Genomic DNA, 15,371 nt, shown 5'->3' with positions numbered 1-15,371 from the left:
GCCATCCAGCGCCGTATCCAACCCGTCAAAGGCCGCCGTGATCGCCTCCCAATCCATGACACCTAACCTATCGGCGACCTCTGACAAAAACCGGCCTGAAAACAACTGCCGAACAACCGATTTCACATTTCGCTCACAGCGAACAACAACCCGGGCCTACCGCCGCGGCCACCACACCAGTCACAAGACAGACCCGGTACCCGAAGTGCCCACCTATCCGCGACAGCCCCCACAGCGCAACGGATTTGTCGCGGATAGGCGGGCACAACGCCCACCCCCAACGCCCGGTGACTCAAGTGACTTTGAGTACTTTGCATATCCGGACACCCCCGAGACTCAAGTGGCTCAAGTGACTGGCGCGACCCCGGCTCGACATCGGAAAGCCCCTCTGTCGCAACGGGAACTGTGCCTAAATTAATGCTGCGACGTAGGCCAAGTTGGCGGGCAACGAGGTTCGCCCGGTCGCCGAGGTCGCCGATCTGGCCGACCGACACCACTCCCAAGCCGCACTCGAATACCCTTGCGCCGCAGATCACCTTGCCCGACACACAGCTCCGCTACGGCCAGCGATAAGCCATCCGCGGCATGACAGACACCGATCCGTCAACAACGCCTGGCTTGCCCTGGTACCCAGCACCGCGACCTGCTGTGGGCAAGTCCCGCTGCCTGGACGCGGACCTGTTAATGCCAGGCCGGCGGTGCGGGTATGGCCGCAGTCGAATTGCAGAGACTCGAAGATGACATCGCGCTGGTCACCTTGAATCGGCCCGGCCTGTTGAACGCCATTGACGGCTCGCTGATCGACGCGATGGACGACGTGCTGGACGTGCTCAACCGGGCCGAATTTCGGGTGGCGATCCTCACCGGAGCCGGACGCGGATTCTGCGCCGGCGCCGACCTCAGCGGCACCGGCGAGCCGTGGGTGAAAGCCAAGCCGACCACCCCGGCATTCAAGGCCAACTACGACTCCCAGGTGCGGCTGGCCGATCTGTACCTGCGGCTCTACGAGCTCCCCATCCCGGTGATCGCCGCAGTCAACGGTGCCGCCGTCGGGGGCGGGCTGGCCTTCGCGCTGCACTGCGACATCCGGATCGCTTCCGAACACGCCCGGTTCGGCTCGGTGTTCATCAAGGCCGGCTTCTCGTCGATGGATATGGGCACCAGTTACCTGCTGCCGAAAATCGTCGGCGCCGGAGTGGCGCGGGAACTCATGCTGACCGGACGCATCATCGACGCGGCCGAGGCCTATCGGATCAAGCTGGTCCACGAGGTGGTAGCGCCGGACGACCTGTTGACGGCGACGCTGGCCAAGGCTCGCGAGATCGCCGAGAACAATGCTTTCGGCGTGTGGCAGACCAAGATCGGCCTCAACACCGCGCTGGATGCGCCCAGCTTGCGGCATGCCATAGAGATCGAGAACCGCACCCAGATGCTCACCGGCTTCACCGGCAATCCGGCCGAAGCCGCCAGGGCGCATCGGGAGAAACGGGCCCCGAAATGGGATCCGATGTGAGACCTAGACTTTCGCGATCACTTTCTCCGCGTACCGTTCCAGGTGGCGGATCTTTCTCTCCAGTGGCTCGGTGTCGGGTCCCTTGGTGTAGGGCCACCGAAAGCCCACGATGACGTCGGTGACGCCCTTGTCCTCGAGCCGCTTGATACCGTCCACAGTGTAGGCGTCCACCGAGATCACATGGATCTCGAACGGGCCGGTCTTCCTCTGCTCGTCACGAAACCGCTTGACCCGAGCGATAAGTCGGTCGAGTTCTGCGACGCTGGTGCCGCCGCCGTGCATCCAGCCGTCCAGGCGGGCCGCGCGCCGCAGGGCGGCGTCGGCGTGGCCGCCCACCAGGATCGGGATCGGCCGGGCGGGAGCCGGCGTCATCTTCGTCTTCGGGATGTTGTAGAACTCGCCGTGGAATTCGAAGTAGTCTCCGGTGGTGAGACCTTTGACGATTTCGATGCATTCGTCGATTCGCTTGCCGCGCTTGGCAAATGGGATGCCCATCAGCTCGTAATCCTCCGGCCACGGGCTGGAGCCCACGCCGAGTCCCACCCGGTTGCCGATCAGCGCGGCCAGGGAACCCACTTGTTTGGCGACCAGCGCCGGCGGCCGGACGGGTAGCTTGAGCACGAAGAAGTTGAACCGCAGCGTCGTGGTCACCGCGCCCAACGCGGCCGTCAGGACGAAGGTCTCGATGACCTCCTTGTCCTCCAGGAATTCCCGATTGCCGTCGGGGACATAGGGGTACTTCGAGTCGGACTCGTACGGGTAGGCCAGGCTGTCGGCGATCGTCATGCTGTTGTAGCCGGCCGCTTCGGCCGCCTGAGCCAGCGGAATATAGAACGTCGGGTCTGTCAGTGCCTCCGCGTAGCTGAACCGCACGTCATCCGTACCCCTCGTGAACGGGCGCCATGCCCGAATACTAGAACGTGTTCTCATCTCGCCGGGCGGGTGGGCGAGTGTGCGTCGCCGGCGCCGGCGATGCCGTCCGGGCCGGGCGAACGCGAGATGCCCGCCCGGCAACCACCCCCGAAACCGCCGACGCACCCTCGACGTAGCGACGCAGCGACGCCGTGCCCCGCTGCGGCAGGCAGACCGACTACAGCTGGTTTTCTGGGCCGATGATCGCCCAGACCGTCTTGCCCGACGACGTGGGAGTGCTGCCCCACGCGCGGCACAGCGCATCGACAATGGCCAGGCCGGAAACGTCAATCCCCTTGGGCGGAGATTTCAGCCGCACGGCGGGAGCAGTGCTGTTGTCCGAGACCGCGATCGTCGCCGTCGGGCCGTCACTGAAAACCCGCACCGCCGGGTCGCTCCCGGTGTGCTTCAACACGTTCTCCACCAACACATTGACCACCACCAATGCGACGGGGATCAGTCCGGTCTTCGACCAGGAGGTGAGCCATTCGCGGACCAGTTGCCGCGATTGCCGAAGGCTGTTCAATTGCGCGGGAAGTTGTGCCTGGGCATGGCGGACGTTGCGGCGCGCGAGCCGGCCGACTGCCTTCATCGCCCCTTTCTCGGTGGGATAGACCGGCATGAATTGAGCGACTCCGCAGCGGGTGATCGTGTCCCGGCCGGGGCGATGGGCGCACACGAGCACGATCGGAACATTCAGCCGGGTGTCGGCCTGCCAGCGGGCGCCGATCAAAGCCGACCACGCCGCGTCATCGGGAACCTGCAGCCCGGTCACGTTGACGATCACCGCGGTCGGCTCGTCGAGTGTCGCCTTCATGATGCTGTCGCGCAGCGCCGCAGAGTTGGCCGCGCCGAGCACTCCCTCGACTGCCAGCATGACTACCGACTGCTCGAGTCGAGTGGCAACGGCCAGCGAGGTCGACTTGGCGACCGCGCTCACCGCGGCTGACCTTCCCGGGCCGTCCCATCCAACCGCGGCCTGCGCTTCGCGGCGGCACGCCCGGTGACACAACGGCGGGACGTCATGAACCGGCCTCCCAGGTCCGTCCTGTGTCCGGTTCCATGTCCTGCTCCTCGAACTGGCCCCTGCGAGTGCTTGAGGATGCCGCCCGCGTTAGCGGCGGAGACTTCCATCTTCGGCCAAGTATCCCGATTTGTGCAGGGGCCGGTGGCGCCACCGGACCGAGGGGTGACTCGTCGTGGCGGTCGCTCGTCGGCGCATCGTCGGGCGCGGGCCGGGTAAACCCCCGTACCCCGCCGCTTCCAAGAGCCGAACGCTACCTCGCCGACCATGCCGCTCTCGTCCGTGTCGTCGTCTGCCGCAGCACCAGCCACCCAGGGCGGTTACCCGCAATAGTGCGCGGTCAACCTCTAGTCTGGCAGGCACTCAGCCTATCGGGATTTGCCGAGTCGAGCGGCACGAATCGGCGCAACGAAGGGGGAGAAGCCGCTGCTACCGGCTACTTGACGGGTACGGTGGTGCCCCGACTCCCGCGACGGAGTGGGTGCCCCAGGGTGTTTGTTCCACGATGCGGGCCGGAGCGCTGCGGTCACCGACTGTCAATGTCGCGGTCCTTGATTGGGTGAGCGAGTCGCGTGGCAGGGGATCGAGGACGGTCCCCTGCCAGTGGTAATTGCCGTCGATCGGATCGAGATGACCGGCGAGGCGGACCCGCACCGGCAGTCGGATTCCGGCCAGCTCCAATGTCGCCGCCCCGTCGTAGCTGTCGTCGTCGGGCGCGTCGGCGGACAGGTCGAACGCCCTCGACACCCGCTGCGCCTGGACGGGTTTCAAGTGGGCGCGCTCGTTGAATACCTGCTGAGTGCTGCGCAGCACTTCGATACGGGTGCTGGCGGTGCGGTTCATCAGGTCCAGGCACTCGACGACGTAGTGGAGCTGCGCGGCGAAATTGGCGGCATCGGGTCCGGAGATGAAGAAGTAGTTGGGAAAGCCGTGCACGGCAATACCGAGAAACGGCTCCATACCGTCGTGCCAGGCCTGCCGGATGGTCACCCCACGTGCCCCAACGAGCGTCTGCTCGGGCAGCTGATCGGCAATGGCGAACCCGGTGCCGTAGATGACAGCGTCGGCGCCGTACTCGACACCGTCGTTGGTGCGGACGCCCGACGGCGTCAGCGCCGCGATCGCCGAGGGGGCCACCATGGCCGATCGCCGCGGCTGCCCGCGGCGCAGGTGGCGACGCAGCCATCGCCGGGCCCGGGTGGTCTGCAGTGGCAGGTCGGAGACCACGCGGCGCGGTGCATGGGCGGCGACGGTGACCGAGTCCGCCGATTCCACGAGCCGGTCGAGGTGATGGGCGAGAGCGGTGTCGATGCCGACTGCGGCGATGCGCATGCCGGCGGCATCGAAGGCCGGGTCCCAGGCCGCCGCATGAAACGATTCGCCGTCAAAGTCGTTGCGCCCGGGCAGATCCGGTATCCACGGGACATACGGCGGCCGGTGGGCGGCGATGACGACGCGACCTCGGACAACCTCGCCGCCGGTGCGTACCGCCCAGGTGTCGGTGTCGTCGTCGAACACCGAACCGGGCACTTCCTCGGCGGGGCTGGCGGCGCTGTCGAGGACCACGACGTCGCTGACACCGGCGGCCGCCAACGCGGCCCTGGCGTCCCGGCCGCGGGCACCCCCGCCGATGACGACCACGTGGTGCGGGGCGGGCGCTTGGATCACAGAAACTTGCTGCGCTTCCAGGCGCGGCGCGCGATCGGGCCCATCAGCCCCACCTCGGTCAAAAATGCTGCCAGCGGCGCGAATCCGGTTACCTGCATCTGGTAGCGGTGCAAGCTGTTGCGCGCGGTCAGACGGGCCCGCTTCGGGTCAAGGCCGGTGCGCGCGTACGGGATCGGATTGCTGAACAGGTACCGGAAGAAATACCCGCCGAGGCCGTTGATATTCGCCATGAACCATCGGTTGAGCCGCGGCATTTCGGCCACCCGCTTGCGGGCGCCATCGCGCGCGAACTGGATATGGCGGGCCTCTTCGGTGACGTGAATCCGCATGAGCCGCTGGATAATCGGCTGCAGTTCCGGGTCGTCCATCATCTGTCGTTGCAGCGAGTCGAAGATCTCCTCGCCGATCAGGGCGGCCACCCACAGCATCGAACCTCGCTGGAAGGCCAGCGGAAGCGCGTTGATGACCATCCGGTGCAACCGCCGCGGACGCACCGGCTTGGCGCCGATCCGCTCGATGGCTTTGCCGAACATGACCATGTGACGGGTCTCGTCACCGAGCTCGGTCAGCTTGTAGTGCGTCGACCGGCTGGTCGGGTCCTCGTGCAGGATGGTGCGCAACAGCGATTGATTGAGCATGTTCTCGAACCAGATCCCGGCCGAGAGCGTGTTGACCAGTTCCTGGCGGGACAGCTCGATTTGTTGCTCGCGCGTCATTTCGTCCCACATCGGGGTGCCGTAGAGCGAGACGAGTTTGGGCGGCAGGTAGAACTTGTCCGGATCCAGCGGGGCATCCCAGTCGATGTCGACGACCGGCTCATAGGACTTCTTGACCGAGCCTTTGAGCAGCCGCTCTGAGAACTCCTCACGACTGGGTCCACTTGACTTGGGCCCACTTGGCTTCACCGCGGTGGTCATCGTAGGCGTCCCTTCATGTCCCTTCAGGGGGCTGGTTCAGACGTTAGGGAGGTCACACTCGATAGTCAATACCCAGGGTACTAGGTACCGGAGGTCTCGGGTAGGCATTTCGAGATCTGAATTACGTTGTGTTGCATGGGTCGGCACATCCACGTCATCGGCATCGGCGCCGGAGACCCCGACTACCTGACTGTGCAGGCGATCAACGCGCTCAACGACACGCAGGTGTTCTTCGCGATGGACAAGGGCGAGACCAAGAGCGACCTGGTGGTGCTGCGGCGCAAGATCTGCGAGCGGTTCATCCAGGAGCCGGGATACCGATTCGTCGAGCTGCCCGACCCCGAGCGTGCGACCGACACCGACTACCGGCAAGCGGTCGTTGACTGGCATGCGGCGCGCGCACGCATCTGGGCGGCGGCCATCGCCGCCGAACTGGCTCCCGACGGTGTAGGCGCCTTTCTGGCGTGGGGCGATCCGTCGCTGTACGACAGCACGCTGCGCATTCTGGAAGCGGTGTCTGCCGAGGTCGACATCAGCTACGACGTCGTCCCGGGTATCACCGCGGTCCAGGCGCTGACCGCCCGGCACCGCATCCCGCTCAACGACGTCGGCGCTCCCGTGCTCATCACCACCGGCAGGCAGTTGCGTGCGCGGGGATTCACCGGTTCGGCGGTGGTGATGCTCGACGCCGACTGTTCGTTTCAGCGCTGCCCGCCCCAGACGCGCATCTGGTGGGGCGCTTATCTGGGTACTGCCGACGAACTACTGGTGGCGGGCACAGTCGGCGAGGTCGGTGCCCGCATTGCGGCACTGCGTGCCGAGGCCCGGGCGCGGCATGGCTGGATCATGGATACCTATTTATTGCGGGTCTCTGACGGCGCGCCAGATTAAGCCCACAATGAACTTCTTGATGGTTTGTCAAGAAGCGTGCGAGTAGGCCCCCGGTTCGCGATAGCATCGGTTACCTCCGCATTGTGTCGCACGTCACTTCGCGATGGCGGGGGCTGTGCAGTGACGGGGAGGTTCGTAAATGCCGTGGGTGATCGCAGCGCCCGAGTATGTGGCTGCAGCGGCCAACGATCTGGCAGGTATCGGGTCGACGCTTAGCCAGGCGAACATGGCGGCACTGGTCCCGATATCGGGTGTGCTACCCGCGGGCGCCGACGAGGTGTCGTTTGCGGTCTCGGCATTGTTCGACGCCCACGCTCAGGCATATCAGGCGCTCAGTGCGCAGGCGGCGTTGTTTCACGAGCAGTTCGTGCAGCTCATGACCGCCGGGGCCGGACAGTACGCCGCCGCGGAGGCGGCCAACGTGCTGCCGTTTCAACAGCGGCAGAACCTGGCTGCCGATGCCGTCGCGGGGCCCACCGCGAGCCCAGTCGTCGGGAATGGGTCCGTGGGTGGGCCCCCACAAGGCGCCGGCGGGCGGTTCGGCGCTGGCGGCTCGGTCGTACCCGCCGCGGTCAGCAGCAACGGGGGATTGAGCGTTGCGCCAAGCAACGCCAGCACGACTGGGGTGACCGCGACGCCAGCGGCGGTCCCGCCGGCCGGGATGGCGACCGCGGCACCGGCGGGCGGCAGTGCGGCCACAGCGGCCTCAGCGGCGGCCGAGCCGGCGGAGCCGGTAGGGCAAGTGGGGCCGGCGGCAACGGCAGGAGCGCCATTAGCGGCGCCCTTATCGGGGCTGAGCGCAGCGGCGGCGCCGGCGGCGGCACCGTGTGGCTCATCGGCCAGGTCGGATCCGGCGGTGGACACAGCGCAAGCAGTTGCCCTAGGCAGAACGGCGGGTTGGTCGCATCAACAGGCAACGGCGGGTTCGGAGGGTCCATCGTGGTCGACACCGCCGACATATTCTGCGTCAGCGGGAGACCGCTTCGGAACGCTGACAGGTGTAGGACTGTTCGGCAACGGTGGCTCGGGCGGCAACGGCGGACTGTTTGGTGCCGGCCAGTCGGCGAGCGGTGGCGTCGCCTATGGCGGGAGTGGCGAGGCTGGCGGCTGGGCCGGTAGCGGGGGATTCATCAGGGCAGCGGCGGCACCAGAAGTTGCGCTGCCGCGGGTGGCCGATTCGGGTTGATCGCTGGCGATCCACCAGCCCGATAGACACCCCTCGCGGCCATCGGCAGACTGAACTGGTGCCCGAACTTCCCGAGATCGAATCGCTGGTCGACCATTTGCGCCGGCACGCGGCCGGTTTGCCGATCGGCCGCGTCGACGTCGTGGCGCTGTCGGTGCTGAAAACCTTCGATCCGCCGGTCAGCGCCCTGCACGGCCACACCGTCACCGGGGCCGACCGGTGGGGAAAATACCTGGGCCTACGGGCGGACCCGCTGTGGTTGATCGCTCACCTGTCACGGGCGGGCTGGTTGCGATGGTCGGACAAGCTGGCCGCGGCGCCGCTGCGGCCCGGCAAGGGTCCGATCGCGCTACGCGTGCATCTCGGCGCCCCCGGCGATGCGCCGGGTTTCGACCTCACCGAGGCCGGCACCCAGAAGCGCCTGGCAGTCTGGCTGGTCGACGATCCGAAGCAGGTCCCCGGTATCGCGGCGCTCGGACCGGATGCGCTCCAACTCGGCACCGAAGACCTGGCCGGGCTCCTGGCAAGCAATACCGGACGCATCAAGACCGTCATCACCGACCAGAAGGTGATCGCCGGCATCGGCAACGCCTACAGCGACGAAATCCTGCACGTCGCCAAGATCTCGCCGTTCGCCACCGCCGCCAAGCTGTCGGCCGGACAACTGGCCACCCTGCATGACGCGATGGTGTCGGTGCTGTCCGACGCGGTGCACCGCTCCGTCGGCCAGGGCGCCGCAACGCTCAAGGGGGAGAAGCGCTCCGGGCTGCGGGTGCACGCCCGCACCGGGCTGCCCTGCCCGGTGTGTGGCGACACCGTGCGGGAAGTGTCGTTCGCGGACAAGTCTTTTCAGTACTGTCCGACGTGCCAGACCGGCGGCAAGGTGCTGGCCGACCGGCGCATGTCGCGGCTGCTGAAGTAGCCGATATGCTCACCCTGATGACCCGCCGGAAAATCCTGATCACCGGCGCCAGCTCCGGCCTGGGCGCCGGGATGGCCCGCGCGTTCGCCGCCAAGGGCCGCGATCTGGCGCTGTGCGCCCGTCGCACCGACCGGCTCGACGAGCTGAAAGCCGAACTGTCACAACGGTATCCGAACATCAAGATCGCCGTGGCGGCCCTGGACGTCAACGACCACGAGCAACTGCCCAAAGTATTCGCCGAGCTGAGCGACGAGCTTGGCGGTATCGACCGTGTCATCGTCAACGCCGGTATCGGCAAGGGCGCCAGGATGGGGTCGGGCAAGTTGTGGGCCAACAAGGCGACCATCGAGACTAATCTCGTCGCCGCCCTGGTGCAGATCGAAACGGCGCTGGAGATGTTCGCCGACAGCGGTTCGGGGCATTTGGTGCTCATTTCCTCGGTACTGGGCAACACGGGCGTGCCGGGCGTCAAAGCCGCCTATGCCGCAAGCAAAGCCGGGTTGAACTCACTGGGCGAATCGCTGCGCGCCGAGTACGCCAAGGGCCCCATCAAGATCTCGGTGATCGAGCCCGGCTACATCGAGTCGGAGATGACGGCCAAGTCGGCGTCCACAATGTTCATGGTGGACAACGAAACCGGCGTCAAGGCACTCGTCGACGCCATCGAACGCGAGCCCGGACGGGCCGCCGTGCCGTGGTGGCCATGGGCGCCGCTGGCGCAGTTGATGCGGGTGCTGCCGCCGCCGCTGACCAAGCTGTTCGCCTGAACCGTCGAGAGTGAATCTGACGACGGCTCTTCGGGGGCGGCATCGTCAGCCGGCGCGGCCTCGTTCGGTGCGGTAGCGACGCACCAGCGCGTCGGTCGAGCTGTCCGACTGCGGCGGGGGAGCGGCGTCGCCGGTGATCACCGGAAGCAGCGCCTTGGCCTGCGTCTTACCCAACTCCACCCCCCACTGGTCGAACGAGTCGATCCCCCACACCACACCCTCGGTGAACACCTGATGCTCGTAGAGCGCGATCAGTTGTCCCAGCACCGACGGCGTGAGCCGGTTGGCCAGAATCGAGGTGGACGGCCGGTTGCCGGGCATCACCTTGTGCGGCACCACGCCGGCGGGGGTGCCCTCGGCGGCGATCTCCTCGGCGGTCTTACCGAACGCCAGCACTTGTGTTTGGGCGAAGAAGTTGCTCATCAGCAGGTCGTGCATGCTGCCGGTGCCCTCGACGGTCGGCAGGTCGTCGAGCGGTTGGCTGAAGCCGATGAAATCGGCCGGCACCAGCCGGGTGCCCTGATGCAGCAGTTGGTAGAAGGCATGCTGGCCGTTGGTTCCCGGTTCGCCCCAGAAGATTTCGCCGGTGTCGGTGGTCACCGGGGTGCCGTCGGCCCGGGTGGACTTGCCGTTGGATTCCATGGTCAGCTGCTGCAAATAGGCAGCGAAGCGGGCCAGGTCATTGGAATACGGCAACACCGCACGCGATTGCGCGCCCATGAAGTTGGAGTACCACAGGCCGATAAGACCAAGCAGCGCAGGCGCATTGGACTCCAGCGGCGCAGTCCGGAAGTGTTCGTCGACGATATGGAATCCGGAGAGGAAGTCGGCGAAGGCTTCTCGGCCGATGGCGGCCATCACCGACAGCCCGATTGCCGAATCGACCGAATACCGCCCACCGACCCAATCCCAAAAGCCGAACATGTCGTCGGTGTTGATGCCGAAGTCGTCGACCAGGCGCTTGTTGGTGGAGACGGCGACAAAATGCCTGGACACTGCGGCGTCGCCGAGCGCGTCGGTGAGCCAGCGGCGTGCGGCGGTCGCGTTGGTCAGCGTCTCCAGCGTGGAGAACGTCTTCGATGCGACAACGAAAAGTGTTGTGGCAGGGTCTAAATCGACCAGTTTGGCGATGAGGTCGGCCGGGTCGACGTTGGAGACGAAACGTGCCGAAATCCCGGCGTCGGCGTAGTGACGCAGCGCCTGGTACACCATCACCGGGCCCAGGTCCGAACCGCCGATTCCGATGTTGACGACGGTGCTGATCCGCTTGCCGGTGGCTCCGGTCCAGTCCCCGCTGCGCAGCCGGTCGGTGAAGTCGCCCATCGCATCCAGCACGGCATGCACGTCCTGGACGACGTTGCGGCCGTCGACAACCAGCTCGGTGTCGCGGGGCAGCCGCAGCGCCGTGTGCAGGACGGCGCGATCCTCGGAGGTGTTGATGTGCGCGCCCGAGAACATCTGGTCGCGGCGCTCTTCCAGTTTCGCCGCGCGGGCCAGCTCGGTCAGCAGCCGTAGCGTCTCGCGGGTGATGCGGTGCTTGCTGTAGTCGATATAGAGGTCGCCGACAGCGATCGTCAGATCGCGGCCGCGATCGGGATCGTCGGCGAACAACTGCCGAAGGTGAGTTTCTCCGATCTGATCGTGGTGCTTGCGCAGGGCGTCCCACGCCGGGGCGGCGGTGATGTCGGGGATTGATGGCTCGGCGGTCATGATTCGACCCTAATGCTCCGGGACCGGGGCTAGCCGGAGCGAGCCGCGTCCATCTAAGCCGTGCCCAGCACCTGCTGGAGATCGGGCAGCATGGCCTGCAGTTGCGCGCCCCAAAATGACCAGGTGTGGGTGCCGTTGGCCGGGAAATTGAACACGCCGTTGTGCCCGCCCTTGGCTTTGTACCTGGCCTGGAAAATCTTGTTGCTGATGCGCGTGGCGGATTCCAGCAGGCTCGCATCCAACTTGGTGGCGGCCTGCAAATCGGATTGCCCGCCGTTGCCGGTATACACCCAGATTCGGGTGTTGTTGGCGACGAGTGTCGCCGCATTGACTGTCGGGTCGTTGGCCGCCCAGGCGGGGTCGGTAGGCGGGCCCCACATCGCCTCGGAGCGAAAACCGCCGGCGCCCAGTTGCGCGGCACTGACCAAGGATGGCCATTGCCCGGCGGACAGGGTGAGAAAGCCCGACATCGAGGCCGCGTAGGCGAAGTTCTGCGGATGTTTGGCCGCCAGGATCAGTGCCGCCGAACCCGACATCGAGGCACCGACCACCGCGTTTCCCGAAGTGCTGACCGTCTTGTTGGTCGCCAGCCACTGCGGCAGCTCTTCGGTCAGGAAGGTTTCCCACTTGTAGGTCCAGACCCCGCCGTTGCCGGCCGCGGGCTGATACCAGTTGGAGTAGAAGCTGGCCATGCCGCCGACGGGCATGACGAGTGACAGGCCGGATTGGTCGAACCATTCGAACACCGGCAGGTGCATGTCCCAGCCGTTGTAGTCGTCGCGGGCGAGCATGCCGTCGAGCAAATACACCGCATGGGGGCCGCCGCCCTGAAACTCCACCTTGATCTGGCGGTGCATCGACGGTGACGGCACCATCAGATACTCGATCGGCAGGCCGCGCCGCGACCACGCGGACGAGGTGGCCGAGCCGACAGTCAGCACTGTCAGCACTGCCAGCAGGGCGAGTAATGCCGTTGCCGAAACGACCATCGCACGGCGCAGTCGCAGAACTCCAGCTGACTTTGCTGTAACCATTTCGGCGGAATGTACCGCAGAAACCAAGATATCAGCGATAAGCAGCAGAAATGTGACCTATTGGTGACCGAGACGACCCCGGCCCAGCCGCAAAAGCAGCATTGCCAGGTGCTTACCGTCGGGTCCGAGCTCGCTGTAGCGCTCGATGACCTGCATCTCGCGATTGTGGACCAGCCGGGTGCCGCCGGAGGCCATCCGGACTCTGCCGATCGCCTGGGACACTTCGGCGCGCCGTTTGACCGCGGCGAGAATTTCGCGGTCTAACCGGTCGATCTCCTCGCGCAGTTCCTCGATGCTCGGCAGCTGTTGGGTATCGGTGTTCATCTCCGCTGACTCCGCGTTCTCGTGATGTGGGGATTCTGGTCTCATCCGGTATCGGGCCTCACACAAGAGACGAGCCCCGATCGCCGAAGCGGACCACGGGGCTCTGCGAAAGCAGCTAGACCACGGGCACCGCTGGCGGGTACCCGTAGAAAAATCGGCGCTGCCTGTTGAGCACCAACCGAGTGTGCCACCAAGGGCCGCGACTGCGCAAAGACCGGCTCCCGGTGTGGGCCCGGGGATCGTGCCGGCATGTTGCCGGCGATCGACCGTGCCCGGTCCTGCGGGTTCGCCGTGTGCGGCGAAGCGTCGATTCGATTGGCGAAAATTAGCGCGAAAACGCGCATCATGCCGGAATGCCGGCCGTAAGCTCTACGGGCTGTACCGGCGAGTGCGGCACCGGCACAGGGGGAGCCGGCTGGATCGGGCCCAGGGGCGGAAAGGACTGTGGTGATGAATTATTCGGTGTTGCCTCCGGAGATCAACTCTGCGCTGATGTTTGCGGGTGCGGGTTCGGCACCCATGCTCGATGCCGCCACGGCCTGGGCAGGGTTGGCTGAGGAGCTGAGTTCCGCGGCGTCTTCGTTCGGCGCGCTGACTTCGGGGCTGGTTGCCCAGGCGTGGCAGGGGCTCGCGTCGACCGCGATGGTGGCAGCGGCCGCACCGTACGCAAGTTGGCTGAGCGCGGTGGCAATCCAGGCCGTAGCGGCTGCCGGGCAGGCCCGAACGGTCGCCGGCGTGTTCGAGGCGGCGCGGGCCGCGACGGTCGTGCCGGCGGCGGTGGCGGCCAACCGGAATGCGTTGGTGCAGATGGTGCTGTCGAACTGGTTCGGGCTGAACGCGCCGGCTATCGCGCACATCGAAGGCCTGTACGAACAGATGTGGGCCCAGGATGTTGCCGCGATGGCGGGTTATCACGGGGGAGCTTCGGCAGCGGCCGCCGGGTTGGCCCCGTGGCAGGAGCTGCTGCAGAACATCCCGGGCCTGAGCGCGCTGTCGTCGGTCGGCAACATCGGTGCCGGGAACTTGGGTTTGGGAAGCATCGGCAGCGGAAACCTGGGCAGCGGCAATACCGGTAATGCAAACTTCGGCAGCGGGAACAATGGCAACCTCAACTTCGGCGACGGAAACCTAAGCGGAATCCTCAACTTCGGCAGCGGAAACACCGGCAGTTTCAACATGGGTAGCGGAAATAGGGGCAGCAGAAACTTCGGGGCCGGTAATCGTGGCAATGGAAACTTTGGCTTCGGAAACTCTCAGGCCACCGGCGGTGGAAACATGGGGAGCGGAAACAGCGGCAGCGGGAATATTGGCAACGGGAATACCGGAAACTTCAATATAGGCAGCGGGAATTTTGGTAACGCCAACTTCGGCTTCGGAAATAGCGGTCCCGGAGTCATGCCCACAGCAGGAAACTCGAATGTCGGATTTGGCAATACCGGCAACTCCAACATCGGTATAGGCAACTTTGGCAATTTCAACATTGGGCTGGGCAATAGTGGCGAGTTCAACATCGGCTTCGGCAACTCGGGGAACAACAATTTCGGCATCGGTTTGACCGGCGACAACCAGTTTGGCATCAACTTCAACGGCCTGAACTCCGGTAGCGGCAACATCGGCTTATTCAATTCCGGCGACAACAACGTCGGCTTCTTCAATTCGGGCGACGGAAACTGGGGTATCGGCAATTCCGGTGACATAAACACCGGAATCGCGAACTCCGGCAATACGAACACCGGCGTCATGAACTCCGGTAACCACAATACGGGCTGGGTCAACACGACCAACACCAATGTTGGATTCGGGAATTCCGGCCACGGAAATGTCGGTTTCTGGAACGCTGGAAGCGATAATGTGGGTGTCGGAAATGGGGGCGGCTTTGCGGTAGGCGCCTTTAACTCGGGCTCGAGCGGCACCGTGGGCTTCTTCAACTCGGGTGCAAGCAGCGTAGGCTTCTACAACTCCGGCTCCGGCAACACCGGTTTTGGGAATTCGGGCAACACCAACACCGGCTTTTGGAACTCGGGGAACATAAACACAGGTGTCGGCAATGCCGGCGATGTGAATACCGGCTACGGGAGCGCAACCGACACCGGGGCCATAAACTCCGGCTTCGGGAACACCGGCATCGGAACCTCGGGCTTCAACAACCATGGGAACAGTACTTCGGGATGGGAAAACACCGGTAATTCGAGTGAGGGCTACGGAAACGTCGGTAACTTCCAGACGGGCTTTCAAAATACAAATAGCCGCAATACCGGCTTCTTCAACTCGGGCGTCAACTCGGTCGGATTCTCGAATACGAGCAGCTTTGGAATTGGCTTTGCGAACGGCGGCGTTACCGGCAACGTGGGCTTCATGAACGTCGGCACCGACAATTCGGGCTTCGGCCAGTCCGGGACTTTGAACTCGGGCTGGGGCAACTCGGGCACAAACAGCTCGGGCAGCAATCACACCGGCACCGACGAGTCCGGGTTCGAGTAACAGCACCGTCCCAGACGCTCAG

Annotated in this window: 13 protein-coding genes and 1 pseudogene; 7 read left to right on the top strand and 7 right to left on the bottom strand. The window is 65.2% G+C overall.

Annotated features, from left to right (window positions below; genetic code table 11):
* Positions 1 to 706: 706 nt before the first annotated feature.
* Positions 707 to 1,513: an enoyl-CoA hydratase/isomerase family protein gene (locus AWC07_RS23890; protein ID WP_036419877.1), complete on the top strand. Its 807-nt coding sequence runs from the start codon at positions 707 to 709 to the stop codon at positions 1,511 to 1,513.
* Between the two features lie 3 nt (positions 1,514 to 1,516).
* Here AWC07_RS23890 and AWC07_RS23885 read toward each other — a convergent pair whose 3' ends face one another.
* The 4 genes from AWC07_RS23885 to AWC07_RS23870 form a co-directional block, all read right to left on the bottom strand.
* Entirely contained in the window at positions 1,517 to 2,386 is an 870-nt protein-coding gene (locus AWC07_RS23885) for an LLM class flavin-dependent oxidoreductase (RefSeq protein WP_036419876.1), read from the bottom strand.
* Between the two features lie 217 nt (positions 2,387 to 2,603).
* Positions 2,604 to 3,365, bottom strand: a complete 762-nt coding sequence (locus AWC07_RS23880) for an STAS domain-containing protein (protein ID WP_036419875.1) — start codon at positions 3,363 to 3,365, stop codon at positions 2,604 to 2,606.
* 513 nt (positions 3,366 to 3,878) lie between these two features.
* Positions 3,879 to 4,865, bottom strand: coding sequence for a DUF4873 domain-containing protein (locus tag AWC07_RS23875; protein WP_244187685.1), 987 nt, complete (start codon positions 4,863 to 4,865; stop codon positions 3,879 to 3,881).
* A gap of 248 nt (positions 4,866 to 5,113) precedes the next feature.
* The gene (locus AWC07_RS23870) at positions 5,114 to 6,034 is read right to left on the bottom strand and encodes an AurF N-oxygenase family protein (RefSeq protein WP_036419874.1); all 921 of its coding nucleotides are present in this window, start codon (positions 6,032 to 6,034) and stop codon (positions 5,114 to 5,116) included.
* Positions 6,035 to 6,169: 135 nt separating this feature from the next.
* On the opposite strand from AWC07_RS23870, the gene cobF reads away from it, so the two are divergent.
* From cobF to AWC07_RS23850, 5 genes and pseudogenes are all read left to right on the top strand, one after another.
* Positions 6,170 to 6,925, top strand: a complete 756-nt coding sequence (cobF, locus tag AWC07_RS23865) for a precorrin-6A synthase (deacetylating) (RefSeq protein WP_036419873.1) — start codon at positions 6,170 to 6,172, stop codon at positions 6,923 to 6,925.
* A 139-nt stretch (positions 6,926 to 7,064) separates the two neighbouring features.
* Positions 7,065 to 8,111: a PE family protein gene (locus AWC07_RS29425; protein ID WP_051508284.1), complete on the top strand. Its 1,047-nt coding sequence runs from the start codon at positions 7,065 to 7,067 to the stop codon at positions 8,109 to 8,111.
* Positions 8,008 to 8,412, top strand: a pseudogene (locus AWC07_RS29105) (DNA-formamidopyrimidine glycosylase family protein); the annotation flags it as partial. The gene AWC07_RS29425 and the pseudogene AWC07_RS29105, both read left to right, overlap by 104 nt.
* Before the next feature lie 132 nt (positions 8,413 to 8,544).
* The gene (locus tag AWC07_RS29100) at positions 8,545 to 9,033 is read left to right on the top strand and encodes a zinc finger domain-containing protein (protein ID WP_425271271.1); all 489 of its coding nucleotides are present in this window, start codon (positions 8,545 to 8,547) and stop codon (positions 9,031 to 9,033) included.
* A gap of 17 nt (positions 9,034 to 9,050) precedes the next feature.
* Complete coding sequence (locus AWC07_RS23850; RefSeq protein ID WP_036419878.1) at positions 9,051 to 9,800, top strand: SDR family oxidoreductase; 750 nt, start codon at positions 9,051 to 9,053, stop codon at positions 9,798 to 9,800.
* Between the two features lie 45 nt (positions 9,801 to 9,845).
* Here the strand turns inward: AWC07_RS23850 and pgi are convergent, their stop codons facing one another.
* Genes pgi through AWC07_RS23835 form a run of 3 tightly spaced genes read right to left on the bottom strand, consistent with a single transcriptional unit; the run spans position 9,846 to position 12,913 of the window.
* Complete coding sequence (gene pgi, locus AWC07_RS23845) at positions 9,846 to 11,510, bottom strand: glucose-6-phosphate isomerase (protein ID WP_085105260.1); 1,665 nt, start codon at positions 11,508 to 11,510, stop codon at positions 9,846 to 9,848.
* Positions 11,511 to 11,563: 53 nt separating this feature from the next.
* Complete coding sequence (locus AWC07_RS23840; protein ID WP_036418612.1) at positions 11,564 to 12,544, bottom strand: esterase family protein; 981 nt, start codon at positions 12,542 to 12,544, stop codon at positions 11,564 to 11,566.
* A 57-nt stretch (positions 12,545 to 12,601) separates the two neighbouring features.
* Entirely contained in the window at positions 12,602 to 12,913 is a 312-nt protein-coding gene (locus AWC07_RS23835; RefSeq protein ID WP_051508234.1) for a chorismate mutase, read from the bottom strand.
* Positions 12,914 to 13,318: 405 nt separating this feature from the next.
* Between AWC07_RS23835 and AWC07_RS23830 the strand changes: the two genes are divergently transcribed.
* A complete protein-coding gene (locus AWC07_RS23830) occupies positions 13,319 to 15,349 on the top strand; it encodes a PPE family protein (RefSeq protein WP_085105259.1) in 2,031 nt (676 codons plus the stop codon).
* The last annotated feature ends 22 nt before the right edge of the window (positions 15,350 to 15,371 follow it).

The organism is Mycobacterium gastri (assembly GCF_002102175.1).
Classification (GTDB): Bacteria; Actinomycetota; Actinomycetes; order Mycobacteriales; family Mycobacteriaceae; genus Mycobacterium; species Mycobacterium gastri.
The sequence above is the reverse complement of the archived record's forward strand: the minus strand, read 5'-3'. Positions and strand labels throughout refer to the sequence as shown.

Coding starts and splice junctions, on each gene's coding strand:
- AWC07_RS23840 (WP_036418612.1), bottom strand. CDS start 12,544: ATGGTTACAGCAAAGTCAGCTGGAGTTCTGCGACTGCGCCGTGCGATG.
- AWC07_RS23890 (WP_036419877.1), top strand. CDS start 707: ATGGCCGCAGTCGAATTGCAGAGACTCGAAGATGACATCGCGCTGGTC.
- AWC07_RS23835 (WP_051508234.1), bottom strand. CDS start 12,913: ATGAGACCAGAATCCCCACATCACGAGAACGCGGAGTCAGCGGAGATG.
- cobF (WP_036419873.1), top strand. CDS start 6,170: ATGGGTCGGCACATCCACGTCATCGGCATCGGCGCCGGAGACCCCGAC.
- AWC07_RS23830 (WP_085105259.1), top strand. CDS start 13,319: ATGAATTATTCGGTGTTGCCTCCGGAGATCAACTCTGCGCTGATGTTT.
- AWC07_RS23850 (WP_036419878.1), top strand. CDS start 9,051: ATGACCCGCCGGAAAATCCTGATCACCGGCGCCAGCTCCGGCCTGGGC.
- AWC07_RS23870 (WP_036419874.1), bottom strand. CDS start 6,034: ATGACCACCGCGGTGAAGCCAAGTGGGCCCAAGTCAAGTGGACCCAGT.
- pgi (WP_085105260.1), bottom strand. CDS start 11,510: ATGACCGCCGAGCCATCAATCCCCGACATCACCGCCGCCCCGGCGTGG.
- AWC07_RS29425 (WP_051508284.1), top strand. CDS start 7,065: ATGCCGTGGGTGATCGCAGCGCCCGAGTATGTGGCTGCAGCGGCCAAC.